We start from the raw sequence: 24,947 nt of genomic DNA, 5'->3' as shown, positions 1-24,947 counted from the left end.
TCTCCCGGGATGAGGACGGGTGGCTTCGGGGGTACCGTACGGGCCCGGTCAGCCGTCCGCCCCGGCGCGCAGCGCGGAAAGGTCCGCCTTCAGGGTGTTCACCGGGATGGCGAAGCCGAGGCCCACACTGCCCGCCTCGGCGGAACTCGCGCTGTACATGGCCGAGTTGATGCCGATGACGGCGCCGTTCATATCGATGAGCGCGCCGCCGGAGTTGCCCGGGTTCAGCGAGGCGTCGGTCTGGATCGCCTGGTACGTGGTGGTGGACGGGCCGGTGTCGCCGTTGAACTCACGGCCCCCGAACTCGAAGGGCCAGTCACCGGGCTGCCCCTGCTGGCCCTGGCGGCCCTGCTGTCCCTGCTGGTCCTGTTCGGCGGCGACCGTGACGTCGCGGTCGAGCGCGGAGACGATCCCGCTGGTCACCGTGCCGGTCAGCCCGCCGGGCGAGCCGATCGCGACGACCTCCTGGCCGACCCGGACCCGCTCCGAGTCGCCGAGCGTCGCCGCCTTCAGCCCGGACGCGTCGCGCAGCTTGATCAGCGCGAGGTCCTTCTTGCTGTCGGTGCCGATCACATCGGCGGTGTACTTCTTGCGGTCGCTGGTCGTGACCTGGACCGTGTCCGCGCCGCCGAGCACATGGCTGTTGGTGACGACCTCGCCGTCGGACGTGAGGATCACCCCCGAGCCGGTGGAGGCGCCCGCGCCGGTCGCCGCCTTGATCTCGACGGTGCTGGGGGTGACCGCCTCGGCGACCCCGGCGACCGTGCCCCGGTTGCCCGCCGACACCGGGCTCACCGCGGCGGGCGCGCTCGCGGACGCCTCCGTCGTCAGTTCCTGGATGCCGTACGCGGTGCCGCCGCCCACGGCGGCGGCGACGATCGCCACCGCCGCCAGCAGCGCGACGGGGCGCCTGGTGCGCCTGCGGTGTGCCGTCGGAGGGATCACGGGGGGCGCGGGATGCGCGGGCGGCGCGTACGGGGGCGGCGGGTGGTGCGCGCCCGGCGTGTGCGCCGCCGGGGGCTGCCCGCCCGGGTCCGCGAACTCGCCCGCCATGACCCCGCCTGCTGGGGTGCCGCCTGCCGCGAACTCGCCCGCCGGGACCCCGCCCGCCGCGACCCCGTCTGCTGGGGTGCCGCTCACCGGGGTGTCTTCGGTCGGGGCGTGGCCCGCCGGTGCGGCGTACCGGGGGAAGTCGTCGCGGGAGAAGTCGTCGCGCGGGAGATCGTCCCGCTGGATGTCGTCGCGCTCGGGGTGACCGCCGTCGCGGCGGGGGCTCTCCGTCATGTCCATGAGCGTGTCCGGCCCGGATGAGAGCGGGCTGAGGAGGAGCTGAGAAGCCCGACAGAACCTCGTATGCCCGATATAAGGGCGCGGCGCAGGGGTGGGTCGGCAGGGCGGGGCGGTCGGTGTTCGCGCAGGTCAGGTGGGTGTTCCTGGATTCGGCTTGACGAACCGGGCCGCCTTGCACCACCCTTTCACTACTCAATTAGTGAAAGGGTGGTTGTCCGAAGTGGTCGAGTACCGGATCGACCGGCGCAGCGGCGTCGCCACCTACCTCCAGATCGTCCAGCAGACCAAACAGGCCCTGCGGCTCGGACTGCTCGAACCGGGCGACCGGCTGCCCACCGCCCGCGAGGTTGTCCAGGTCACGGCCGTCAACCCGAACACCGTGCTCAAGGCGTACCGGGAACTGGAGCGCGAGGGACTGGTCGAGGCCCGCCGGGGCCTCGGCACCTTCGTCCAGCGCACCCTCGGCGCCACGGCCGCCGACTCACCGCTGCGGGCCGAACTCTCCGCCTGGGCGGACCGCGCCCGCGCCGCCGGACTCGACCGCGAGGACGCCGCCGCGCTCCTCACCTCGGTCCTGGACGAGCACTGGAACCCCGCCGGCCCCGGGCCGACGGCATCACGACCGACCGATCCGTCCGACGAGGGACGGCTTCTCAAGGGGGACACCGCATGACCGACACCGCCATCGAGGCGGCCGGCCTGGGCAAGCGCTACGGCCGCACCCGCCTGCGTACCCGCTCCCGGGCGGTCGACGGCGGGGACGGCTGGGCGCTGCGCGGCTGCGGCTTCCGGCTGCCCGTGGGCCGGGTCTGCGCCATGGTCGGCCCGAACGGCGCGGGCAAGAGCACCCTGCTCGCGCTCGCCGCCGGGCTCGCCCACCCCACCGAGGGCTCCCTGTCCGTGCTGGGCGCCGAGCCGGGGTCGACCCGCCCGCGGATCGCGTACGTCGCCCAGGAGAAGCCGCTGTACCTGGGGCTGACCGTGGGGGAGACCCTGCGCATGGGCGCCGGGCTGAACCCCGGCCGCTGGAACGAGTCCCTCGCCCGGCGGATCGTCGGGGACGGCGCCCTGCCCACCGGGGCCCGCGTCGGCAGGCTCTCCGGCGGCCAGCGCACCCGGGTCGCCCTGGCCCTCGCCCTCGGCAAGCGGCCCGAGCTGCTGCTCCTGGACGAGCCGATGGCCGACCTCGACCCGCTCGCCCGCCACCAGCTCATGGGCACCCTCCTCGCGGAGGCCGAGGAGCACGGCACCACCGTCGTGATGTCCTCGCACATCCTCGGCGAGCTGGCCACCTCCTGCGACTTCCTGCTGCTCGTCAGCGACGGCAGTATCCGGCTCGGCGGCGGCATCGACGACCTGGTCGCCGCCCACACGCATGTCACCGGACGCGGCACCCTCGCGGACCTGGACGCGCACACCGTCGTGGAGTCCCGCGCCAGCGGCCGGGGCGTCACCGCGCTGATCCGCCCCGAAGGCCCGGTCGAACCCGGCTGGGAGCTCACCGAACCGAGTCTGGAGGATGTGTTGCTCGCCCATCTGCGCTCGCCGGGCGCCCCGGCGCTGCTCACCCCGAGCGCGTCCCCGTCCGGCCGCGACCGTACGGAGGTGGCCGCGTGAGCGCCCCCGTACTGAGCCCCGCCGGGCGCGCCGCCGGTGACGGGACGCCGAACGGCTCCGCAGGCGAGGTCCGCCCCGCCGCCGCGTACCGGACGGTCCTGCGGCTGCACCGGCGCGGTCTGCGGTTCCTCGCCGCGCTGGTGGCGCTCGCCGCCGCTTTCGTGATCGGTGTGTACCTGTGGTGGCGGTTCGCCTCCGACCGGGACGAATGCCGTGACGCACGTGGCGACATCCGGATCGACATCGAGTGCTTTCGGAACTCCTACGGCTACATCGAGGCCGATTCCTGGTACAGGATGCTCGGCAACGAGCCCCGTATGTGGCTGCTCCTGCCCGTGGTGCTGGCCGTGCTCTTCGCGGCCGGACCGCTCGTCGCCCGGGAGCTGGAATCCGGTACGTACCGGATGGCCTGGACCCAGTCGCAGTCACCGGCGTCCTGGCTGACCGCACGGCTCGTCGTGGGCGGCGCGGTCGCCGCCGGGACGGCCGTCGCCGTCACCGCGCTCTACCGGCTGGTCTGGGAGACGCACGGGGACCTGATGATCATGTGGGACCAGGACGGCGTGTTCCGCGCGCTGGGCCCCGCGCTCACGGCGTACGCGCTGCTCGCCGTCGCGCTCGGCGCGCTCGCCGGGCTCCTCGTCCGCCGGGTGCTGATGGCGATGTCCCTCGGGCTGCTGGCCACGGGTGCGGTGCTCGGCGCCACGCAGCAGGTGCGGTTCAGCCTCTGGCCGACCGTGTCCCAGGAGTGGCAGGGCAAGCAGGGGGCCACGCTCCCGAACCACTCCAGCGATGTGGACTCCGGGCTGCTCACCGCCTCCGGGGACCGCAAGCCGTCCGACTTCTGCATGCCGAGCGGCTACTACCAGGAGGCGGAATACCGGAAGTGCCTCGCCGACAACAACGTCACCGGGGGCTGGGTCGAGTACCACCCCCCGACCCACTTCTGGCCTCTCCAGCTGGTGGAGACCGGGTTGGTCCTGGCGCTCACCGCCGTCGTGGTGTTCGCCGCGTACCGCGTGCTGCGCCGGGTCGCCCCCTGACGCACCCGGGCGGAATCCCGGCGCACCCGGACACCCCGGCGCACCCCGCCACTCCGGCTGAGAGCCACTGACCAGGCTCGCGGGGGCCACTGACCAGGCCCACGGGGCCGCGGGGCGTGTCGGGGGTGTGCGGGGGGTGCGCCGGGGAGGGGGAAGGCGCAACGGGGGGCGGGGCGGGACAGCGGTTGTCCCGCCCCGTACGTGTGTCCGGACCCGGACCGGTGCGCCGTACCCGTACCCGTACCCGTACCCGTACCCGTACCCGTACCCGTACCCGTACCCGTACCCGTACCCGTACCGTCCGCGCCGACGCGCGAGGCGTCGCGGGTAATCCGAACGGGCGTACGTATCGCAGGGTGCGGACCCCCTTGGCGGGTGCCCGCGGGCACCCGGGACCCCCGGGGGCCGCCTCGCGCTGTCTCCTGAGCGTCATGTCCCCGTAACCGGTGATTCAGACGGCCTTGCGAGGCTCGCCCCATGCAGCCCCCCGCCCCCGGTCCGGTGGTGAACGGGACGCCCGGACCCGTACCCGCGCTCCCGCCCGCGCGCTCCGACGCGCCTGTTCGTCCGGTGAGGCGGAAGAATGGGGACATGAGTCAGCCAGACGCCCAGGCCAAGGTCCAGCACGCGCAGCCCTCCGTGGGGTCGATCGCCGCGCACCGCCCGCACACCGTCTCGGCGGTGGTCTCCGATCTGGAACCGGACATAGACGCCGACCTCGACGCCTACGAGGACGACACCGAGGGCGCCACACTCCCCCAGGGCCGCTTCCTGGACCGGGAGCGCAGCTGGCTCGCGTTCAACGAACGGGTGCTCGAACTCGCCGAGGACCCGGCCACGCCCCTGCTGGAGCGGGCCAACTTCCTCGCGATCTTCGCCAGCAACCTGGACGAGTTCTTCATGGTCCGGGTCGCCGGACTGAAGCGGCGCATCGCCACCGGGGTCGCCACCCGGTCCGCGTCCGGACTCCAGCCCCGCGAGGTGCTGGAGATGATATGGGCGCGCTCCAGGGAGCTCATGGCCCGGCACGCCGCCTGCTACCAGGAGGACGTGGCCCCGGCCCTCGCCGAACAGGACATCCACCTGGTCCGCTGGGACGAGCTGACCGACAAGGAACAGGCCCGCCTGTTCACCCTGTTCCGGCACCAGATCTTCCCCGTGCTGACCCCGCTCGCCGTGGACCCCGCGCACCCCTTCCCGTACATCTCGGGTCTGTCGCTGAACCTCGCGGTCGTCGTCCGCAACCCGGTCAGCGGGCACCGGCACTTCGCGCGGGTCAAGGTCCCGCCGCTGCTGTCCCGGTTCCTGGAGGCGTCCCCGTCGCGGTACGTGCCCATCGAGGACGTCATCGCCGCGCATCTGGAGGAGCTGTTCCCGGGCATGGAGGTGCTGGAGCACCATATGTTCCGGCTCACCCGCAACGAGGACCTGGAGGTCGAGGAGGACGACGCGGAGAACCTTCTCCAGGCCCTGGAGAAGGAACTCATGCGCCGCCGCTTCGGTCCCCCGGTGCGGCTGGAGGTCGAGGAGTCCATCGACCGGTACGTCCTCGACCTGCTGGTGCGCGAGCTGAAGATCAGCGAGGCGGAGGTGTACCCGCTGCCCGGCCCGCTGGACCTGACCGGGCTGTTCGGGATCTCCTCGCTCGACCGCCCGGAGCTCAAGTACCAGAAGTTCATCGCGGGCACCCACCGCGAACTGGCCGAGGTCGAGTCCGCGTCCGCGCCGGACATATTCGCCGCGCTGCGGGAACGCGACGTGCTGCTGCACCACCCCTACGACAGCTTCTCCACCTCCGTCCAGGCGTTCCTGGAACAGGCCGCGGCCGACCCGGGCGTCCTCGCCATCAAGCAGACCCTGTACCGCACCTCCGGTGACTCCCCGATCGTCGACGCCCTCATAGACGCGGCCGAGTCCGGCAAACAGGTCCTCGTCCTGGTCGAGATCAAGGCCCGCTTCGACGAGCAGGCCAACATCAAGTGGGCCCGCAAGCTGGAGGAGTCCGGCTGCCATGTGGTGTACGGGCTCGTCGGGCTGAAGACCCACTGCAAGCTGTCCCTGGTGGTCCGCCAGGAGGGCGACACCCTGCGCCGCTACTCGCACGTCGGCACCGGCAACTACCACCCCAAGACCGCCCGGCTGTACGAGGACCTGGGACTGCTGACCGCCGACTCCCAGGTCGGCGCGGACCTCTCCGACCTCTTCAACCGGCTGTCCGGCTACTCCCGCCGGGAGACGTACCGCAGGCTCCTCGTCGCCCCCAAGTCGCTGCGCGACGGCCTCATCTCCCGGATCAACAAGGAGGTCCAGCACCACAAGGCCGGCCGCCCCGCCTATGTCCGCATCAAGGTCAACTCCATGGTGGACGAGGCGCTCATCGACTCCCTCTACCGCGCGTCCCAGGCGGGCGTACCGGTCGACGTGTGGGTGCGCGGCATATGCGCCGTGCGCCCCGGCGTACCGGGACTGTCGGAGAACATCCGGGTACGGTCCGTACTCGGCCGCTTCCTTGAGCACTCCCGGGTCTTCACCTTCGGCAACGGCGGTGAGCCGGAGGTGTGGTTCGGCAGCGCCGACATGATGCACCGCAACCTCGACCGCCGGATCGAAGCGCTGGTCAGGGTGGTCGACCCGGCCCACCGGGCGTCCCTGAACCGGTTCCTGGAGACCGGGATGTCCGACGCCACCAGCTCGTGGCATCTGGGCCCGGACGGTGAATGGACCCGGCACGCCACCGACTCGGACGGCCAGCCCCTGCGCAACGTACAGGAGATGCTCATTGACGCCCGGAGGCGCCGGCGTGGCAAGAAGAAACCATGAACCCACGGGGCCCTGCTCGGCGGGGGACGTGCTCGCGGTCCATCTCCAGGACCGCGCGACCGACTTCCTCCGCTCGCTGCGGCTGCACCGCGAGGCCGGACCCGCCGGGGGCGGTGCCGCCTCGGCGGACGCGGCGGCCCGGCTACGGCGGTCCGCCCGCCGGATCAGCGGGACGCTGCACACGTTCCGGCCGATGCTCGACCGGGAGTGGTCCGACGCGCTGCGCCCCGAACTGGCGTGGCTGTCGGGCACGCTGGCCCGCGAGCACGCGTACGGTGACCGGCTGGAACGGCTCCTGGCGGCGCTGACCCGGCTGTCGGGGACGCCGGTTCCGGTGCCGGTACGGGGCGGGGTGCAGGTACGGGGTGGGGCTCCGGCTCCGGTACAGGGTGGGGTCCAGGTGCCGGTAGGGGGCGGGGGCCGGGTCCCGGTTCCGCCCGCCCCGCAGGTTCCGGCGACTGTTCCGGGTCCGGTTCCGGTTCCGGTTCCGGCTGCGGCTGCGGCTGCGGCTGCGGCTCCGGTTCCTGGCCAGGGCCAAGGTCAGGGGTCCGGTGGGCGGGCCGGGTCGGTGGAGCCCGCCGGGGCGCTCGCGCTCGGCGCGGCGAAGGCCGGGGCGCTGCTCGAACGCCAGCTCAACCTCGCCCGGACGCGGGCGCACTCCGCCGCGCTCCAGGCCCTCGGTTCCGCCCGCTTCCACGCGGTCGCGGACAGCGTGGCGCTCCTCGCGAGCGAGGTGCCCCTGGCCGGGGCCGCCGCGGGACCGCCCAGCGGACTGGGTCCGCTCGCCGCCGAGGCCGGCGCCCGGCTCCTCGACGCGGTCGGGGCGCTGCCGCTGCTGCGGGCCGGGCACCCGTACAACGCGGAGGCCCTCGCGCACGGGCTCACCGCCGATCCCGCGCCGCAGCCGCAGGACGCGCCCTGGCACCAGGTGCGGTTGCTGCTGCGGCTGCACCGGTACGCGGACGAGGTCCTGCGGTCCGTGCCGGACGCGGTACCCGACGGGGCGGGGGAGGGGGCCCGGCTGCTGTCGGCCGGTCATGCCCTCGACCGCCACCGGGACGCCTCCGAGGCCGCGGCGGCGGCGTCCGCGGCGGCGCGGACCCCGAGGATCACCCCGGCGACGGCGTACGCGCTCGGGGTGCTGCACGCGGACCAGCGGCACGAGGTGGAGGCCGCGCGGTACGCGTTCCAGCGCGTCTGGGTACGTGAGGAGGCACGGGTATGAGCGGGAGCGGGACGATCAGGGCGGCCGGGTGCGTGCTGTGGCGGCGGGCGCCGTCCGGCGGGGGGATCGAGGTGTGCGTCGTCCACCGGCCCAAGTACGACGACTTCTCGCACCCGAAGGGCAAGCTCAAGCGGGGCGAGGACGCGCTGGCGGGGGCGGTCCGGGAGGTCGCGGAGGAGACGGGGTACGGGTGCGTGCCCGGGGCCGTGCTGCCCACGGTCCGGTACGAGGTGGAGGGGCGGCCCAAGGTCGTGTCCTACTGGGCCGCCGAGGCGGTGGAGGGCCGCTTCGCCGCGAACGACGAGGTGGACCGGTTGCTGTGGCTCACGCCGGGCGCGGCGAAACGGGTCCTTTCGCAGGGGCGGGACGCGGAACTGGTCGAGGCGTTGCTCGCCGCGGGGCCTTTCGGGTAGCGGGTCTCCCGGGTGGGCGCGCTTGCTCCTGTGCGGTCGTTCGGTGGGTGCGCGGTTCCCCGCGGGTCGCCTTCGCTTGCGCTTCCGAGGTCTGTCCGGCGGGACGCGCTTGCCCCTGTGCGGGTCGTTCGTGGGGTGCGCGGTTCCTCGCGCCCCTGGGTTTCCTGTGCTGGGCGTACTTCGTTGCTGTGCCGTCGTTCGGTGGTTTCGCGCAGTTCCCCGCGCCCCTTTGGGGCGCGTCCGGTCGGTTGTTCGGGTCGGTGCCGGTCGGGATTCTCCGTCCTCGCTCCAACGCGCTCGGTCGGACGTCCCCCTTGCCCTGCTGAAGAGCATCGGAGTCTGCGGGCAGAGATTCCCGCCCACCCCCTTCGGTGGCCGTGCGGCTGCGCGAGGAGAGGGGTTGAGCCCCAGCCCTGGGTTGATCACGGCCTGCGGCGTCCGGGCGCAGAGCCGCCTTACAGTTGCCCGGCCTTTGCCGGCCGCGCGCCATCGGTGCGGCAGGAGCAGGGGCACGGGAGCTCAACGAGTGACAACTGAGGCTGAAGTCCCGTGACTCGCAGCCTGGTGACACCGTGACACTCGTGACCGAAGGCGGAGTCACCTGTGATGCGGGCCCGTAGGCACCCGGCACAGGGAGCCGTTTGTGCTGAAACCATGGCGTGTTCAGCCAGCCGGTCGCGACATCTCGCAGTTGCCATCGGGTGGGTCTGGCGGATCGTCGGTGACCGTCAGACGCCGCCCTCGGCTTTGTGCCACACGCAAGGTGTCGGCCAACGCCTCCATGAGCCGTGTGGCAACGAACCGCAACTCTCGGGGGCTGGCCTTGGGCTCGTTCAGCAACTCGCGAGCATGGTCGAGAAGTGTGCTCGCCATGTCGATTTGCACGGCCTCCACGTGGTCGGCGAACCGCGACAGGTACCCGTGGTTGCTGTCTGTGGCGAGATAGCTGGGCTTCCCCTCCGGGGACAGCCAGGGCAGTAGCCGCAAGCTCACTGACGAAGTCGGCCGTGATCCCGGGTGCGTCATCCGCGCGCCCCGGCCTCGAAGGTGGCGGAATTCAGCTTCAACATAGCTCTGTCCCTGTTCGGTTGGTGTTCCGGCTGCCGGGTGGGGGCCGGGATCTGTTGCCCGGTGATCCTCACGTTCCATGAGGGACGTTGTGTCGTGTCATCGGACGACATACGGATTGTTCAGGCGGTATCTTGAAGAACGCCCAAACGTCCGTGGGGGATATCTTGAATGTTGACTTGAGGTCTGCTATGCAGTCCGCGCGGTTGTCCCCGCGTCAGCTGGCATCCAGAGTGGGGGTGTCCAGCAAGACGGTGGAGCGCTGGGTCGCGGACCCGGACCTGATCCCTCATGCCAGGAACCGGGAAGATGCCTCGCAAGCGTTGGGAGTGGAAGTCACGATGCTGTGGCCCAGAGCAGCCAAGGACCGGGGAAGGTCCGGTGCGGACTCGGAGATGGTGCACAGCTATCCGTACCGGTCGGCGTGTCCCTCGACGGTGTGGGGGGACCTTGTCGGTGGTGCGGGGCGGGAGTTGTTCTTCGCGGGGTACACGAACTACTTCCTCTGGACGCAGCAGCCGGCGTTCGGGGTGACGCTCCGGGGCAGGCTGGAGGCCGGTTGTCGTGTGCGGTTCCTGTTGGGTGATCCTGACGGGGAGGTGACGCGGGAGCGGGAGCGTGTGGAGGGTGCCGCGCTGACCGTGTCCACGAGGATCAGGATCACGTTGGGTGAGCTGGCGAAGCTGGGGCCGGTGGACGGGCTGGAGGTGCGGTTCTCGGGTGCGGACGATGCCGTGAACCATGTGGGTCTGTCGGTGTTCCGTATCGACGACGACGTGCTTGTCACGCCTCATCTGGCGCGGACGGTCGGGCACGACTCGCCCATGTTCCATCTGCGGCGGGCGGGTGACGGGGGCATGTTCGGCCGGTTCGCCGAACACGCCGAGGAACTGTGGGGGCGGGGCGTTCCGAGGGTTTAGCCCACTCCGGCCGGACACTTCGGCGGGGGCGTCCGGCGCCCGGTCGCGGTGGGCAGGGAGACGTGAGTGACCACGCACCATCAGCGTTGCCGAACCCGCCTCGACCCTCGCCTACGCGCCCGCCCTCACCATCGGAGCCCCTCATCAGCGCCAGCCCTGACCCCATTCTGTGGATCACCACCGGCACCTGTGCCCTCGGCCCCTATCGTGCTGATCTCGTCGAGACGTACTGGCGCTGGGAGCAGGACCCGGCCCTCCTCGTCGGATACGGCCGCCAGAGCCCCGAGTCCCTGGAAGCCCGTACCGAAGGCATGGCCCAGCAGCTCCAGGGCGGCAACCTGCGCTTCACCGTCTACGACCTCACCAGTGGTGACCCTGTACCGGCCGGGGTCACCACCCTGCTCCCCGACGACGCGGTACGCACCGCCGAGTACATCGTCATGCTCGCCCCCGAGGCACGCGGGCGCGGCCTGGGCACCGAGGCCACCCGTCTCACCCTCGACTACGCCTTCCACATCACCAACCTCCGGATGGTGTGGCTCAAGGTCCTCGCCCCCAACAGGGCGGGAATCCGCGCCTACGAGAAGGCCGGCTTCCGGACCGTCGGCGCCCTGCGCCAGGCCGGATACTGGCTCGGGAAGGTCTGCGACGAGATCGTCATGGACGCCGTCGCCGACGACTTCACGGGGCCCTCAGTGATCACACCACTGGTGCCCGGCTGACCCGTTCAGCTTCTTGATGTGGACGGGTCCGCCGGTGGGGTTCCATCGGGCCCAGACCTGCACGTGGGAGGCCTCCTCATGCAGGAGGTACGCGGCGCAGGCGGTCTTGGGTGGGTGCGGCGAGTTCGCAGCTGACCACTTCTTCCAGGAGGGGGTAGCGGTAGCGGTCGTAGCGTTCGGCGCGGCAGCGGGTCTCGTCGCTCACGACGAGAGGTTCACGGCACCGGGGGTACGTGACTCTCACCGGTCGGCCCGGTCTTCGCGGTCGCAGATCCCGCAGGGGAAGGGGCACTTCGGGGGATCGGATCCACGGGGCAGGTACACGACCCCGGACACGGGATCGACCGCGCCCCCGTACTCCGTCCACCACCCCACAGGGCTGTTCTCGAACGGCGTCCCCGCGCACGGGACCGGCGGCCCCTGCCGCCCGGTACTCACAGCTGACCTTGAAGGACCGGCCTGGTGTCCTGGGCACTCCTCGCCGGCCTTGAGTCCGATCGCGGTAGTACGTCCTTGCGGGAATGTGTAGGTTCGCCCATGACGGCCCGCCCTGTTCGGTCAGTTGTCGGTCGCTGCTGACAGTCAACTGGCGTGCTGGGGAGCGGATGTTGCACGGCATCTGCACACGGGCGTGGGTGGTCCCGCTGTCCGTGACCATGGTTCGAGTGAGACTTCCTCGGAAGGACCGGTGAGCCCATGCGTACGAGTCCATTGCCGCCCGGGGCGAACGTGGCGGCCCTCCGCAAGGAGCGGGGGCTGTCGCAGGCCCGCCTGGCCCGGCTCGCGAACGTGTCCCTGTCGTTGCTGTCCAAGGTCGAGGTGGGGGACCGGACGCTGACGCATGCCACGGCCGCCGTCCTGGCCAGGGCCATGGGGGTGCCGTTGTCCGAGGTGCTGGGGAGGAGCCGGGTCGCGCCGTCCGGGGATCAGTGCCTCGCCGCACTGCGTTCCGCGATGCGTGACTACGACGTGCCGGGCGGGCAGCGCGTGGAGAACGCGCGGATTACCGCCGATGTGCGGACAGTGGCGGGACACCGGGACGCGTTCCGGGTGAGCGAGCTGCTGGTCATGCTGCCGGGGCTGCTGCGGGACGCCACCACGCGGGCGCACCTGGTGAACACGGCCGGGGCCTGGATGGATCTGGTGGAGGTGTACAGCGCCGTCTACTGGCTCGCGGCCCGGCATCGGTGGACGGACATGGCGGAGCTGGCCGTGACGCTCCAGAAGTGGGCCGTGGAGCAGCGGCCCAACCCGTTGGGTGCCGCTGTCGCCGCGCGGGACCGGGCCGGGGCGTATCTCAACGGCGGTGACTACGAGGGCGGTCTGGCGCTCGTCGACCGAGCCGTGGTGGAAGCGGAGTCGCGGTTGTCGGGTGATGACCGGGCGTTCGCGGTGGGGGTGCTGAACCTGCGGGGCATGACGTTGGCGGGCAGGCTCGCGGACAAGAGGGACGGCCGGCGGGAGGCGGAACGTCATATCACGGCGGCCGGGCGGGCCTCGGCGGAGCTGGGGGCGGACCGTACCCGGCACAGCATGCTGTTCGGGCCGGCGAACACGACCACCCATGTGCTGGCCACGCGGCTCGACCTGGGCAGGCCGAGGGAGGCACTGGCGATGGCGGACGACGTGGACACCGCGCTCGCGGCCCTGACCCCGACTCGCGTCGCCGCGACGAAGGTCAACCTCGCGCGGGCGCAGGTCGACACCGGTGACCGTGACGGAGCGCTGGAGAGCCTGAGTACCGCGTGGGACGCCGCGCCCCAGATGGCGGTGCTCAACCCGATGGGACGGGAGGTGCTGCGGGTCGTGTCATCACTGCACCAACGGAGCAACCCGCGCCTCCAGCGCCTGTGCAAGCTCGCCGGACTGGCTCCCTGAGACCCTCGGAAGCGAGGGCGTCCGAGGCCCGGGACCGCCGGGACGAGGTGTCGTCCCACCGGGGGAGCACACGGATTGTCGAGGTCAGGAACCGGGAAGATGCCTCGCAAGCGTGGGGAGTGGAAGTCACGATGCTGTGGCCCGCTGTTGGGTGATCCTGACGGGGAGGTGACGCGGGAGCGGGAGCGTGTGGAGGGTGCCGCGCTGACCGTGTCCACGAGGATCAGGATCACGTTGGGTGAGCTGGCGAAGCTGGGGCCGGTGGACGGGCTGGAGGTGCGGTTCTCGGGTGCGGACGATGCCGTGAACCATGTGGGTCTGTCGGTGTTCCGTTTCGACGACGACGTGCTTGTCACGCCTCATCTGGCGCGGACGGTCGGGCACGACTCGCCCATGTTCCATCTGCGGCGGGCGGGTGACGGGGGCATGTTCGGCCGGTTCACCGAACACGCCGAGGAACTGTGGGGGCGGGGCGTTCCGAGGGTTTAGCCCACTCCGGCCGGACACTTCGGCGGGGGCGTCCGGCGCCCGGTCGCGGTGGGCAGGGAGACGCGAGTGACCACGCACCATCCGTACGGCATCACCGGTACCCGCTACCGGCAGGCGAAGCTGATCTGGGACCACCACCGGATGCGCCACGAGGTGCGACCCGTCGACGTGGCGATCGGACTGGGCAGCCATGACCTCGGTGTCGCGACCCATGCCGCCGGCCTGTACCGGGCCGGGCTGTTCCGGACCCTCGTGTTCACCGGCGGCAACAGCCCCACCACCCGCGCCCGCTTCCCGAGGGGCGAGGCCGTCCACTACCGCGAGCACGCCCTCGGGCTCGGGGTCCCCGACGAGGCGATCCTGGTCGAGCCGAACGCGGCCAACACCGGTGAGAACATCACGTTCTCCCGTGATCTCCTGGCCGCCCACGGCATCGCGCCGGCGTCGGTCCTGCTGGTGTCCAAGCCCTACATGGAACGCCGTTCGTACGCCACCGCCCGCAAGCTGTGGCCCGGGGCCGAAGTGCTCTGCGCCTCGGAACCACTGGAACTGGACGACTACCTCAAGTCCATCGGTGACGGGAAACTCGTCCTGGACATGCTCGTCGGAGACCTCCAGCGGGTGATCGAGTACCCCGCGCTCGGGTACGCCGTCGCCCAAGACGTCCCCGACGATGTCCGCACGGCCTATGAAGCCCTTATCGCGGACGGGTACACCAGCCGACTCATCAAGCCCTGAGGCCACCGGCCAGAAAAAGCGGGCGACACCACCGATCCCGGCGCCTAGCGTGGGACGTATGGGTCACGATGTGGTGGACGTGCGGGCTGTTGCTTATGGGGAGCTCGCCGACTGGTTGCGGGCGTTGAACACCGGGTTCCTGCGGGAGCCGACGCCCACGGCGCACGATGTGGACATCCGGCGCCGACATACCGAGGCGGCCAGGACCACGGGGGCGTTCGACCGGGGGCGGTGCGTCGCCACGTACCGGTCCTTCGGGCAGGAACTGACCGTGCCTGGGGGCGCGGTGGTCACGGCGAACGCGGTCAGCAATGTCACCGTCAGCCCCACCCACCGGCGGCGCGGGCTGCTGACGCGGATGATCGACGCGGATCTGCGGGCCGCCCGGGAGCGGGGCGACCTGGTCGCGACGCTGATCGCCGCCGAGTACCCGATCTACGGACGCTACGGCTTCGGCCCGGCCACCTCCGTCACGGAGTGGTCGATCGACGTGTCGCGCAGCGGGCTCGACCCGCGCTGGTCACGGCCGGAGCGGGACGGGGCGCGGATCGAGCTCGTCAATGCCGAGGACGTACGGGCGTGGGGTCCGGGGTTCTACGACCGGGTGCGCCGCGCGCAGCCGGGGGCCACCTCGCGGGACGCGGTGTGGTGGCAGATGGAGACGGGGGAGCTCCGGCTGGACGCGAGCCCTTGGAAGGAGGACTTCCAGGTGGCGTACCGGGCGCCGGACGGGCAGGTCACTGGGCTGCTCGCGTACGGCGTGGACGACAAGTCGGGGGACGGCACGCAGCCGGAGAACACCGCCCGGGTGAAGCACCTGCTGGCGCTGGACCCCGACGCGGAGCGCGCGCTGTGGCACTACCTGTGCGCGGTCGACTGGATCACCACGGTCCGTACCGGGATGCGCGCCCCGGACGCCCTCGTACCGCATCTGATGCCCGATCCGCGCGCCGCGCGGGTGGTGAGGCACGCGGACTGGCTGTGGGTGCGGCTGCTGGACGTCGCCGGTGCGCTGGAGGCGCGGACGTACGGGAGCGCGGGTTCGCTGGTACTGGACGTGGTGGACGAGCCCGGGGGCGCGGGCGGTGTCTCGGGCGGGCGGTTCCGGCTGGAGGCGTCACCGCAGGGCGCGGTGTGCGCGCGGACGGACGCCCCGGCGGATCTCACACTGTCGCTGGGCGACCTGGGGTCGCTGTGGCTCGGGGACGGCTCGGTGGCGCGGCTCGTGGCGCTCGGCCGGGTGGTGGAGGAACGGGAGGGCGCCGTCGCCGTCGCCGACGCCCTGTTCCGTACGCCGAGGCGCCCTTGGTGTCCGGACATCTTCTGAACCGGGGCCCCGCCTTTTCCGAGCCGGTACCTGTGCTGAGCCGGTACCCGTGCTGAATCGGCGCCTCTTCTGAGCCGGTGCGTGTGCTGCACCTGTGCGTGTGCCGCACCGGTCGTGTTCCGGGCGGACGTCCCGGCGCCCGGCGTACGGCGTACGGCTTACGGTCTTCCGCCTCGCTTTCGGGTGTCGGTGGTGGCCGGGTGTCCGTAGGTGCGTCCGGGGGCCGGTTGTCTCCCGGTGCCGCCCGGTCGCGGGTGGTGCGGCGGTGCGGCTTCGTCGGCGCACCGCGTCCGACGGGCCCCGGCTCCCCTCCGGAGAAGGGCCCGTCGGAAGTCGGTGGGGTCACCGTGCGCGCGGGCCGGTCAGCGCGCGGGGGTGGTCATCAGCAGGGCCAGGGTCACTGCCCCGGCGGAGCTGCACATCGGGCTCCTGGCCTTGATCCCGACGGTGAGGAGCAGCAGTCCGGCGAGCCCCGCCGGACCGTACTTCCACTCGACGAACTGTTCCAGGCCGATGACGAACGCGGCGGTGAGGAGAGCGGCGGTGGGCACGGTGATCCTCCTTGCGGTGGGGAGGAGTGATACGCCAACTTGGTGATGTTGGCAACCAACTACACTTAAGTTGTCCCCACTTGGCTGCCTCTTATAAACAACTGTCGAACAACTGCCCATAGTTGGGTGTGGGTTGTACCGTTTGGTCGTGACCCAGGAGAACGCCGCGGTGAACGGCCCCCCTTCCGACGGCCCCCCGTCCGACACCGAGCCCCTCGACGCCGAGCCCTCCGAAGCCGAGCCCCCCGACACCCCCGCCCCAGTCCCGTCCGACCCGGTTCCGACCGCCCCCGTCCCGCCCAACAGGCGCTCCGCGCAGGACATCGCCGACGTCCTGCGTGAACGCATCCGCACCGGCGCGCTCAGGGCCGGTGACCGGCTGCCGACCCAGGCCGGGCTCGCGGCGGAGTTCGGGGTGGAGCGCGGCACCGTACGGCAGGCGCTCAAGGCGCTCCAGGGTGCCGGGCTGCTCAGCGATGTGAGCAAGGGCAGCCCGCCCCGGGTCGCCCCGCCCCGCGACCCGCTCGCGCACGGATCGCCCGCCGACCGGCCGCAGCCCACCATGGTCGGTCTCGCCCCCCGGCTGGCCAGGGCGTTCGCCGCGCCGCACGTCACCGTGGACGCGGTGTGCCTCACCGCCGAGACCCTGATGCTCGCCGTCGGGGAACCGCTGCGGCAGATCCACGACGGCACCCTGAGGCCCGGTTCGGTCGAGGTGCGGGTACTGCTGCCCAGCCGCGAGATCCATCTCGCCTTCCCGGTCGCCGCCGACGAGGAGGACGACGACGGCCGGGTCCACGACCGCTGGCTGACCCAGCGCAACGCGCAGGGGCAGGTGCTGCGCCACAACCTGGGGGCGCTGCGCTCCTCCCACGGCATCGAGGTGAAGGTCACCTTCCGCGCGCTGCCGTTCACCCCGCCGGTGAAGCTGTACCTGCTCAACGGCGACGAGGCGCTGATCGCGTACTACACGGTGACGCGCCGCCAGGAGGAGGTGGGCAGCGGTTCGATGGAGCTGTTCGACACGCTCGGGGCGGCCTCGCTGCTGTTCTCCTTCGACAAGCTCGCCGGGGCCCGGGACACCGCGTTCGTGGAGGAGTCGCAGAAGTGGTTCAACGCCCTCTGGGAAACCATCGCCACGGACCTGACACTCTCCTAGTGACCCAAGACACAGCACACACGGGACGGGTGGCCGACGAGACGGTGACACAGGGGACCGAGCAGCTTCGCGGGACGATCGGCCGGGCGCGGTACGTCCTCTTCGACTTCGACGGCCCCATCTGCCGTCTGTTCGCCGGGCACAAGGCCGAACGGGTGGCCGCGGACCTGGTCGACTGGCTCGCCGGGCAGGGCCTGCGCGGGCTGCTCAGCGCGACCGAGCGGGCCTCCCTGGACCCGCATGTGGTCCTGCGGGCCGTGGACCGGGGGCACCCCGGCAGCGACCTCGTCGCGGAGCTGGAGGAACGCCTCACCCAGGAGGAGTCCCGGGCCGCCGCCTCGGCGCGGCCCACCGCCTGGGCCGACCCCCTGATCCGTACCTGGAGCGCGGTCGGCGTCCGGCTCGCCGTCACCACCAACAACTCCCCCCGGGTCGTCCGCGAGTACCTGGAGGGCCGGGGCCTCACCGACTGCTTCGCACCCCATGTGTACGGCCGTACGCGCGAACTGCGGCTGCTGAAGCCCGACCCCCACTGTCTGATCCGGGCGCTGAACGCGATGGGCGCGGCCCCGTCCGCCGCGCTGATGATCGGCGACACGCCGTCCGACCTGCTGGCCGCCCGGAAGGCGGGCGTCCCCTTCCTCGGCTACGCCCGCAACGACCGCAAGCGCCAGGTGCTGTCCGAGGCGGGCGCCGACCTGGTGGTCGACTCGCTGGAGGGCGTACTGCGGCTGGTGGGGACGACGAGCCGGTGACGGACCCGTGACGCCCCGGTGAGGTTCCGGGGAGGTCCCGGACGGACCGGGGGCGGCGGGGGCGGCGGGGATGAGAACCTGCGGCCGCTCCCGGGCGTCCGCGCCGGGCGCACCTCGCGGTATGACGGTGCGCGCATGAGAGACGACCGCGGGCGGCGCGCGGTGGTGGCGTACGGGCCCTGGGCCGCCCGTCGCGCCACTAGGGTGTGCCCATTCTTGTGACACGTGTGCGCGATCCTCCAGGAGTGGCCCGTGGGCGGACGCCCGGTGCCCCGGCCCGCGGACCTGGCGGGGAACCGCGCCGGTCCGCTCCCCGCGGGCGACGGTTCCCGGTACCCCGACTGGCGTCCGGACGGCAGGTTCGGTGAGCACCCCGGCTTTCCGCGTTCCGCCGTGCGCGCCGCGCTGGACGGGGAGCGCACGGCCCCCGCCGGACGGGTGTTCACCGGGACGTCCCACCTCAACACGGTGGTCGCCGTACCGGCACCGCACGGCGACGGCCGGACCCTGGTCGTCGTACGGCGTGAACGCGGTACCGCCCACCGGCTGGAGCGCAGCTTCCTCAGCGAGCACGCCGTGCTGCGGGCCATCGAGGAGTCCGGCGCGGCCGTCCGCGCGCCCCGGGTGCTGGCACTGGGCGTCAGCGGCCCCCGCGACCGGTTCGCCGTCCACGGTCACGAGGGCCCGCGCGACCGGTTCGCCGTCCACTCGTACGAGGGTCCCCGCGACGGCGTCCGGCCCCCCGAGCACCCGGTGGACGGGCTGCTGCCCCATGAGGCGGACGACCTGGTCGACCAGCTGGCCGCGCTCACCGGCGTCGGCCATGAGCGGCTGGACCCCACCGCGGGCGGCGTCGACTTCTTCGCCTGGCTGCGCGGTGAGCTGGTCCGGCTGGTGCGTGAGCTGCCCCTGCCCTCGCGGCGGCTCGCCCGGGAGGTCGGACTGCCCGGCGGCGACCGGCTGGCGGAACTGCTGGCCCGCCGCGAGGTGCGGGCGCGGCCCCCGGTGCTCCTGCACGGCGACCTCAACCCGTGGAACCTGGTGCGCGGTCAGGGCCCGGACCGGGGGCTCACCCTCATCGACTGGGAGATGGCCGTGGTCGGCGACCCGCTGTACGACCTGGTGCGGCATCTGCATCTGACGCCGACGCGCCCCGAGATCCGCCGCCGGATGCTCGCCCGCTGGTCCGCCCGGCTGCCCGCGCGGCACACCGCCGGCTGGGAACGGGACTGGAACGCGTACCGGACGATCGAGACCGTCCGTTCCGCGTACGTCGATCTGGACCGGCTCGTCACCGGCGCCGCCCTCGACGCCCCCAACGTCCGGCGGGCCATGGCGTCCTGTGCGATGACCCTGCGGGCGGCGACCGCCGGGCTGGGGCTCCCGCTCCGGCCCACCGCGGACCCGTGCCTCGCGCGCGCCTTCCCGCCCGACGGCCGGTGACCCGCCGGGGCATGGGGGCGGGGCGGCCGGTGCCGCGTGACGCGTGCGCCGGGTCACGTCCCGGCGGGGCGTGACGGCCGTCCGCGCTGCGTACGCTCATCGGCATGAGTGGTGAGATGGGGCTGAGGGAACGCAAGCGGCTGCGGATGTACCGGTCGGTGTCCGAGACCGCGATCGCGCTGTTCCTGGAGCGGGGCTTCGAGAAGGTGTCCGTCGCGGAGATCGCGGCGTCGGCCGACATCTCCAAACCGACGCTGTTCCGGTACTTCCCCGCGAAGGAGGACCTGGTCCTGCACCGGTTCGCCGACCACGAGGACGAGGCCGCCCGGGTCGTCACGGCCGCCCGCGCCGACGGGACCGCCCCGCTGGCCGCGCTGCACCGGGACTTCCTGGACGGGCTCGCCCGCCACGACCCCGTGACCGGGCTGAACGACGATCCCGGGGTGCTCGCCTTCCACGACCTGCTGTACGGGACTCCGTCGCTGGTCGCGCGGCTGTACACGTACCTCGAACGCTCCGAGGAGCGGCTGGCGGGGGCGCTGGCCGCCCCCGGTCCGCCCGGCCTGCCGGACCGGACCGCCGCCGCGCAGATGGTCGCCGTCCGGAGGGTGCTCGCCCAGGAGAACCGGCGCCGGGTCGCCTCCGGCGAACGCGCCGACGCGGTGCACCCGGACGCCGTCACCCACGCCGACCGCGCCTTCGCCGAACTGCGGGACGGACTTCCCCGGTACGCGGGGGCCTGAGCCCCCGCCACATCGCGACCCGGTAAAGAATGTGACTCGGTAACGCTTTCTCGCTAGGGTCGGCGTATGGCGCGTCGCGATACCGGAACACGTCCAGCCCCGGACCCCGAGGGGCCACAGGCCCTCGCGGACGAACGGGCCCACCATGAACGCTGCCGCGCCGCCCTCGCGGCGATGGCGGCGGGAGCGCGGGAACACGTCGTCACGGCGGCGGACGTCTCCGCGTCCGGCGCCGACGCCGAGGTGCTCGGCCGGGCGCTGCGCACCAAGGCCCGCGACCTCGGCGAACTCCCTCCGGGGCCGCTCTTCTTCGGCCGCCTCGACTTCGCCGCCGCACCTGGTGACGCGGGGTCCGGCGACGAGCGGTCCGGGGCGGGTCCGGACGCGGGCCGGGACGCCGACGCCGCGCCGCACGCCGGGCAGAGCTATCACATCGGACGGACCCGGATCACCGAGGAACCCACCGCCCCGCCCCTGGTCGTCGACTGGCGGGCACCCGTCTCAAGGGCCTTCTACCAGGCGGGCCCGCACGACCCCCGGGGCGTGGCGGTACGCCGCCGCTTCGGCTGGGCACCGGGCAGCACGGGCGCGCCGCACGACCTGACGGGCCTGGAGGACGAGTACCTGGGCCCGTCGGGTACGGGAGACGAGTACTTGGGCCGGTCGGGTACGGGGACGGGGCCGGGCGGTGAGGGGACGGGGCCCGGCGGTACGGAATCGGGTACGGAGTCGGGCCCGGGAACGGCCTCGGGTACAGGTACGGGGACGGAGTCGGGTACAGGTACAGGTACAGGCCCAGACCCCGGTACGGGTACGGACGTGGGTGTCGCCGGGGGGTTCCTCGCCGCCGAGATCCGGCGGCCCCGTACCGGACCCATGCGGGACATCGCCGCGACCATCCAGCCCGAACAGGACGACCTCGTCCGCTCCCCGCTCGGCACCTCCCTGTGCGTACAGGGCGCGCCGGGCACCGGGAAGACGGCGGTCGGGCTGCACCGCGCCGCGTATCTGCTGTACACCCACCCCCGGCGGATCAGCCGCTCCGGGCTCCTCGTGCTCGGCCCCAACCGGACCTTCCTGCGGTACATCGCGGAGGTGCTGCCCGCGCTCGGGGAGGGCGGCGTCGGACAGCTCACCGTCGAGGACCTGGTGGCCCGGCACCCGGTGACCGGGCACGACCCGGAGGCGACGGCCCTCGTCAAGCACGACGCCCGGATGGCCCGGGTGCTGCGCCGCGCCCTGTACGCGCGGGTGCGGCCGGAGGCGGTGGACGGCGCGGGGCTCACCGTCCCGGACGGCTCGTACCGCTGGCGGGTGCCCGCCGGGGAGCTGACCGCGATCGTGGCGGACGTCCTCGCGGAGGAACTCCCGTACGACACCGGCCGGGAGCGGGTCCGGGCCCGGGTCGCGGCCCGGGTCAGGGAGCTGGCGGAGCGGCGTTCGGGACCTCGCGGGGACGGCTGGCTGCGGCGGACCGCGCGGGCCCGGCCGGTGGCCGCGTTCCTTGACGCGGTGTGGCCGAGGACGAGCCCGGAGGAGGTTCTCGCCGGACTGCTGTCCGGGCCGCAGGAGCGGGAGCGGGCGGCGGACGGTGTCCTCGGTCCGGCCGAACGGGCCGCGCTGGGCCGGGCCCGGCCCTTCACGGCCCGGTCGGCCCGCTGGTCCGCCGCGGATCTGGTCCTGCTGGACGAACTGGCCGGGCTCCTCGAACTCCCCGCCGGGCACGGTCACATCGTGGTGGACGAGGCGCAGGACCTGTCCCCGATGCAGTGCCGCGCGATCGGGCGCCGCGCCCCGCACGGCTCGCTGACCGTCCTCGGCGACCTCGCGCAGGGCACCACCCCCTGGGCCGCCCGGTCCTGGCCCGAACAGCTCGCGCACCTGGGCCGTCCGGACGCCCGGACCGTGGCCCTGACCACCGGATTCCGGGTCCCGGCCCAGGTGACGGCCCTCGCCAACCGCCTCCTCGCCCGGCTGGACGTGCCCGTACCGCCCGGCCGTTCACTGCGCGAGGACGGTTCGCTGACGGTCCGGCGGGTCCCGGACGTGGTGGCCGCGACGGTCGCGGCGGTACGCGCGGCGCGAAGCGGTACGGAGCGGCTGGGCGCCCCCGCCGGTCCGGCCGGTCCGGACATCCCCGCCGGTCCGGACGTCCCCGCGGGTGCGCTCGGTTCGGTCGGGGTGATCGCCGCGGACGCGGACGTCCCCCGGCTGCGCGCGGCCCTGACCGCCGCCGGGCTCGCGCCCGCCGACCCGGCCGGTCCCGCCGCGCCGGGCGCCCCCGTCACCCTGCTGCCCGCGACGCTGGCCAAGGGGCTGGAGTACGACCATGTGATCGCGGTGGAACCCGCCGCGATCGAGGAGGCGGAACCCCGGGGCGCCCACCGGCTGTACGTGGTGCTGACCCGGGCGGTCACCCACCTGGAGATCCTGCACACGAGACCGCTGCCGTTCGGGTGACCGGTGACCGGTGACCGGTGGCGGGTGGCGGGTGGCGGATGACCGGTGGCGGGCGACCGTGTGGCGGGCGACCGTGTGGCGGTGCCCGGCACCCGCGCGGACGCGCATACGTCCGGACGGGCACCGGGCACCGGGCACCGGGCACCGGAAGGCAACGGAGTGACGACGGAGTACGGAGTACGGAACGTGCGGCGGGCTCAGAAATTGATCATGTGACCCGCGAGGCCGTGCACCGCTTCCTTGACCGCCTCACCGAGCGTCGGATGCGCGTGGACGTTCCGCGCGACCTCGTGCACCGTGAGGTCCCACTGCTGGGCGAGGGTCAGCTCGGGCAGCAGCTCCGTGACATCCGGTCCCACGAGGTGACCGCCCAGCAGCTCCCCGTACTTGGCGTCGCTGATGAGCTTCACGAAACCGACGGTGTCCCCGAGGCCGTGCGACTTCCCGTTCGCGGTGAACGGGAACTTCGCCACCTTCACGTCGTACCCCAGCTCCCGGGCCTGCGCCTCGGTGTAACCGAAGCTCGCGACCTGCGGCTGGCAGTACGTGGCACGCGGGATCATCACATAGTCGAGCTCCATCGTCTCGGCGTCCGCGATGGTCTCGGCGGCGATGACGCCCATCGACTCGGCGGCGTGCGCCAGCATCAGCTTCGCGGTCACGTCACCGATGGCGAAGATGTGCGGGACGGAGGTCCGGCAGCGCCCGTCCACATCGATCGCGCCGCGCTCGGTGACCCGTACCCCGGCGGCGTCGAGGCCGTACCCGGTGACGTTCGGCTGGAAGCCGATCGCCTGGAGCACCTTGTCGGCGGTGAGCACCTGCTGCGCGCCGTCCTTGCCGGTGACCGTGACCCGTACCTGCGGGCCCGACTCGTCGATGGAGTCGACCCGGGTCGAGGTCAGCACGTCGATACCCAGCTTGCGGTACTGACGGGCCAGTTCGGCGGAGACATCCGCGTCCTCCAGCGGCGCGATCCGGTCCAGGAACTCGACGATCGTGACCTTCACGCCGTAGTTGTGCAGGACGTACGCGAACTCCACCCCGATCGCGCCGGCACCGGCGATCACGATGGACTGCGGTACGTCCTCCGCGAGGATCTGCTCCTCGTACGTGACGACGCGTTCGGTGCGACGGGTACCGGGCAGCAGCTTCGGGGTGGCGCCCGTCGCGATGACACAGTTCTCGAAGGTGAGGGTGCGGGTGCCGCCGTCGGCGGTGGCGACCTGGAGGGTGTGCGGGTCGGTGAAGGTGCCGCGCCCGTCGATCTCGGTGATCGCGTTCTTCTTCATCAGATAGTGGACGCCCTTGACCCGGCCGTCCGCGACCCGCCGGCTGCGCCGGTACGCCTCCCCGTAGTCGAACGACACCGTGCCGTCGACCTTGATGCCGAAGGTCTTGGACTCATGGGTGAAGATGTGCGCGAGTTCGGCGTTGCGCAGCAGGGCCTTGGTGGGGATGCAGCCGACGTTCAGACAGACGCCGCCCCAGTACTTCTCCTCGACGACCGCGACCTTCTTGCCGAGCTGGGCGGCCCGGATGGCGGCGACGTACCCGCCCGGTCCCGCACCCAGGACGACGACATCGAAACGGTCTTCTTCCGTGGCCATGGAGTACTCCTGCCTGGTGATGGCTGTACTCCCCGATGGTCGCACCACAGCGGCGGTCCGCCGCCCGGGGCCACCCCTTCGGAGCCCCTCTTCCCGCCGACCGGGGAGGAAGGGCCGGTCAGCCGGTGATGTCGAGGGCCGTCCCGTACAGCCGGGAGACGCGGAGCCGGACCACCACCCGGCGGTCCGTCACCGCCTGGGCAAGGAAGGCGGCCTCGTTGGCGGGGTCGGGGAACCCGGGGGTCAACGCCAGCAGTTCCCGTCCGACGGTGTCCCCGGGGACGGCCGTCGGCTCCGACACCTCGGCAAGCCCCTCGGCCACCGCGAACGACCACACGTCCGGCCCCTGGACGTGCAGTGACGCGTGCGGATCACGCCGCAGCTGCCGTGCCTTGAGCCGTTCGGCGGTGGTGGAGACCCGGACGGTCCGCTCCGCGGGGTCCCAGTCGTACAGGACGGTCGACAGGTGCGGGTGTCCGGTGGACCGGACCGCGGCGAGGGTCCCGAACCGCCCGGCGGCCAGCAGCGCGGACGCGTCGGCGTCGGTGAGCGGCCGGGGCGCGGGCCCGGCGGGGGAGGACCCGGCGGCGTCGCCGGGGCCATCGGCGGCGGCTCCGAGGTTCGTGGCTTCGATGGCGGCGGTGGGACCGGTGGCGGGGGTGGGCTCGGCGCTCAT

21 protein-coding genes and 1 pseudogene are annotated in these 24,947 nt (G+C 72.5%); 17 read left to right on the top strand and 5 right to left on the bottom strand.

Annotation, left to right across the window (positions count from 1 at the left end):
- Positions 1–48: 48 nt before the first annotated feature.
- Entirely contained in the window at positions 49–1,284 is a 1,236-nt protein-coding gene (locus OG711_RS18265) for a S1C family serine protease (RefSeq protein ID WP_329559788.1), read from the bottom strand.
- A 226-nt stretch (positions 1,285–1,510) separates the two neighbouring features.
- Here OG711_RS18265 and OG711_RS18260 point away from each other — a divergent pair, with 226 nt between their 5' ends.
- The 8 genes from OG711_RS18260 to OG711_RS18225 all read left to right on the top strand — a co-directional run bounded on the left by OG711_RS18260 (position 1,511) and on the right by OG711_RS18225 (position 11,118).
- On the top strand, positions 1,511–1,963 hold the full coding sequence (locus tag OG711_RS18260; RefSeq protein WP_079184248.1) for a GntR family transcriptional regulator: 453 nt from the start codon (positions 1,511–1,513) through the stop codon (positions 1,961–1,963).
- A complete protein-coding gene (locus OG711_RS18255) occupies positions 1,960–2,907 on the top strand; it encodes an ABC transporter ATP-binding protein (RefSeq protein ID WP_329559787.1) in 948 nt (315 codons plus the stop codon). Before OG711_RS18260 ends, OG711_RS18255 begins: the two co-directional genes overlap by 4 nt.
- Positions 2,904–3,950, top strand: coding sequence for an ABC transporter permease (locus tag OG711_RS18250; protein ID WP_329559786.1), 1,047 nt, complete (start codon positions 2,904–2,906; stop codon positions 3,948–3,950). The genes OG711_RS18255 and OG711_RS18250 overlap by 4 nt, the downstream gene beginning before the upstream one ends.
- A 591-nt stretch (positions 3,951–4,541) precedes the next feature.
- Entirely contained in the window at positions 4,542–6,770 is a 2,229-nt protein-coding gene (locus tag OG711_RS18245; protein WP_073783214.1) for an RNA degradosome polyphosphate kinase, read from the top strand.
- Positions 6,751–7,995, top strand: coding sequence for a CHAD domain-containing protein (locus OG711_RS18240; protein ID WP_329559785.1), 1,245 nt, complete (start codon positions 6,751–6,753; stop codon positions 7,993–7,995). The genes OG711_RS18245 and OG711_RS18240 overlap by 20 nt, the downstream gene beginning before the upstream one ends.
- Positions 7,992–8,408 carry an NUDIX hydrolase gene (locus OG711_RS18235; RefSeq protein WP_073783216.1) on the top strand — a complete coding sequence of 139 codons (417 nt, stop codon included), beginning with the start codon at positions 7,992–7,994 and terminating at the stop codon, positions 8,406–8,408. The genes OG711_RS18240 and OG711_RS18235 overlap by 4 nt, the downstream gene beginning before the upstream one ends.
- Positions 8,409–9,817: 1,409 nt before the next feature.
- Entirely contained in the window at positions 9,818–10,396 is a 579-nt protein-coding gene (locus tag OG711_RS18230; RefSeq protein WP_329559784.1) for an XRE family transcriptional regulator, read from the top strand.
- A 173-nt stretch (positions 10,397–10,569) separates the two neighbouring features.
- On the top strand, positions 10,570–11,118 hold the full coding sequence (locus tag OG711_RS18225; RefSeq protein WP_329563890.1) for a GNAT family N-acetyltransferase: 549 nt from the start codon (positions 10,570–10,572) through the stop codon (positions 11,116–11,118).
- 76 nt (positions 11,119–11,194) lie between these two features.
- Here OG711_RS18225 and OG711_RS18220 read toward each other — a convergent pair whose 3' ends face one another.
- A complete protein-coding gene (locus OG711_RS18220; RefSeq protein ID WP_329559783.1) occupies positions 11,195–11,323 on the bottom strand; it encodes a hypothetical protein in 129 nt (42 codons plus the stop codon).
- Positions 11,324–11,814: 491 nt separating this feature from the next.
- Between OG711_RS18220 and OG711_RS18215 the strand changes: the two genes are divergently transcribed.
- From OG711_RS18215 to OG711_RS18200, 4 genes and pseudogenes are all read left to right on the top strand, one after another.
- Positions 11,815–12,996 (top strand): helix-turn-helix domain-containing protein, encoded by a 1,182-nt coding sequence (locus OG711_RS18215; RefSeq protein ID WP_329559782.1) that lies wholly within the window; start codon positions 11,815–11,817, stop codon positions 12,994–12,996.
- A 144-nt stretch (positions 12,997–13,140) separates the two neighbouring features.
- Positions 13,141–13,485: pseudogene (locus OG711_RS18210) on the top strand (XRE family transcriptional regulator); the annotation flags it as partial.
- A gap of 66 nt (positions 13,486–13,551) precedes the next feature.
- On the top strand, positions 13,552–14,223 hold the full coding sequence (locus OG711_RS18205) for a YdcF family protein (protein WP_073783226.1): 672 nt from the start codon (positions 13,552–13,554) through the stop codon (positions 14,221–14,223).
- Positions 14,224–14,281: 58 nt separating this feature from the next.
- Positions 14,282–15,550, top strand: a complete 1,269-nt coding sequence (locus OG711_RS18200; RefSeq protein WP_329559781.1) for a GNAT family N-acetyltransferase — start codon at positions 14,282–14,284, stop codon at positions 15,548–15,550.
- 362 nt (positions 15,551–15,912) lie between these two features.
- Here OG711_RS18200 and OG711_RS18195 read toward each other — a convergent pair whose 3' ends face one another.
- Complete coding sequence (locus OG711_RS18195) at positions 15,913–16,101, bottom strand: hypothetical protein (RefSeq protein WP_073783230.1); 189 nt, start codon at positions 16,099–16,101, stop codon at positions 15,913–15,915.
- Between the two features lie 322 nt (positions 16,102–16,423).
- Between OG711_RS18195 and OG711_RS18190 the strand changes: the two genes are divergently transcribed.
- The 5 genes from OG711_RS18190 (at position 16,424) to OG711_RS18170 (ending at position 22,661) form a co-directional block, all read left to right on the top strand.
- Complete coding sequence (locus OG711_RS18190; protein WP_073785315.1) at positions 16,424–17,260, top strand: GntR family transcriptional regulator; 837 nt, start codon at positions 16,424–16,426, stop codon at positions 17,258–17,260.
- On the top strand, positions 17,260–18,015 hold the full coding sequence (locus OG711_RS18185; protein ID WP_329559780.1) for an HAD family hydrolase: 756 nt from the start codon (positions 17,260–17,262) through the stop codon (positions 18,013–18,015). Before OG711_RS18190 ends, OG711_RS18185 begins: the two co-directional genes overlap by 1 nt.
- 252 nt (positions 18,016–18,267) lie before the next feature.
- Complete coding sequence (locus OG711_RS18180; protein WP_329559779.1) at positions 18,268–19,458, top strand: phosphotransferase family protein; 1,191 nt, start codon at positions 18,268–18,270, stop codon at positions 19,456–19,458.
- A gap of 104 nt (positions 19,459–19,562) precedes the next feature.
- Positions 19,563–20,201 carry a TetR/AcrR family transcriptional regulator gene (locus OG711_RS18175; RefSeq protein WP_329559778.1) on the top strand — a complete coding sequence of 213 codons (639 nt, stop codon included), beginning with the start codon at positions 19,563–19,565 and terminating at the stop codon, positions 20,199–20,201.
- Between the two features lie 66 nt (positions 20,202–20,267).
- Positions 20,268–22,661 (top strand): HelD family protein, encoded by a 2,394-nt coding sequence (locus OG711_RS18170; RefSeq protein WP_329559777.1) that lies wholly within the window; start codon positions 20,268–20,270, stop codon positions 22,659–22,661.
- Between the two features lie 197 nt (positions 22,662–22,858).
- On the opposite strand, the gene lpdA is transcribed toward OG711_RS18170, so the two are convergent.
- Both lpdA and OG711_RS18160 read right to left on the bottom strand, forming a co-directional pair.
- Positions 22,859–24,271, bottom strand: a complete 1,413-nt coding sequence (gene lpdA / locus OG711_RS18165; protein ID WP_073783238.1) for a dihydrolipoyl dehydrogenase — start codon at positions 24,269–24,271, stop codon at positions 22,859–22,861.
- A 118-nt stretch (positions 24,272–24,389) separates the two neighbouring features.
- Positions 24,390–24,947 carry a pyridoxamine 5'-phosphate oxidase family protein gene (locus OG711_RS18160; protein WP_329559776.1) on the bottom strand — a complete coding sequence of 186 codons (558 nt, stop codon included), beginning with the start codon at positions 24,945–24,947 and terminating at the stop codon, positions 24,390–24,392.

It is taken from the genome of Streptomyces uncialis (assembly GCF_036250755.1).
GTDB lineage: Bacteria > Actinomycetota > Actinomycetes > Streptomycetales > Streptomycetaceae > Streptomyces > Streptomyces uncialis.
The sequence above is the reverse complement of the archived record's forward strand: the minus strand, read 5'-3'. Positions and strand labels throughout refer to the sequence as shown.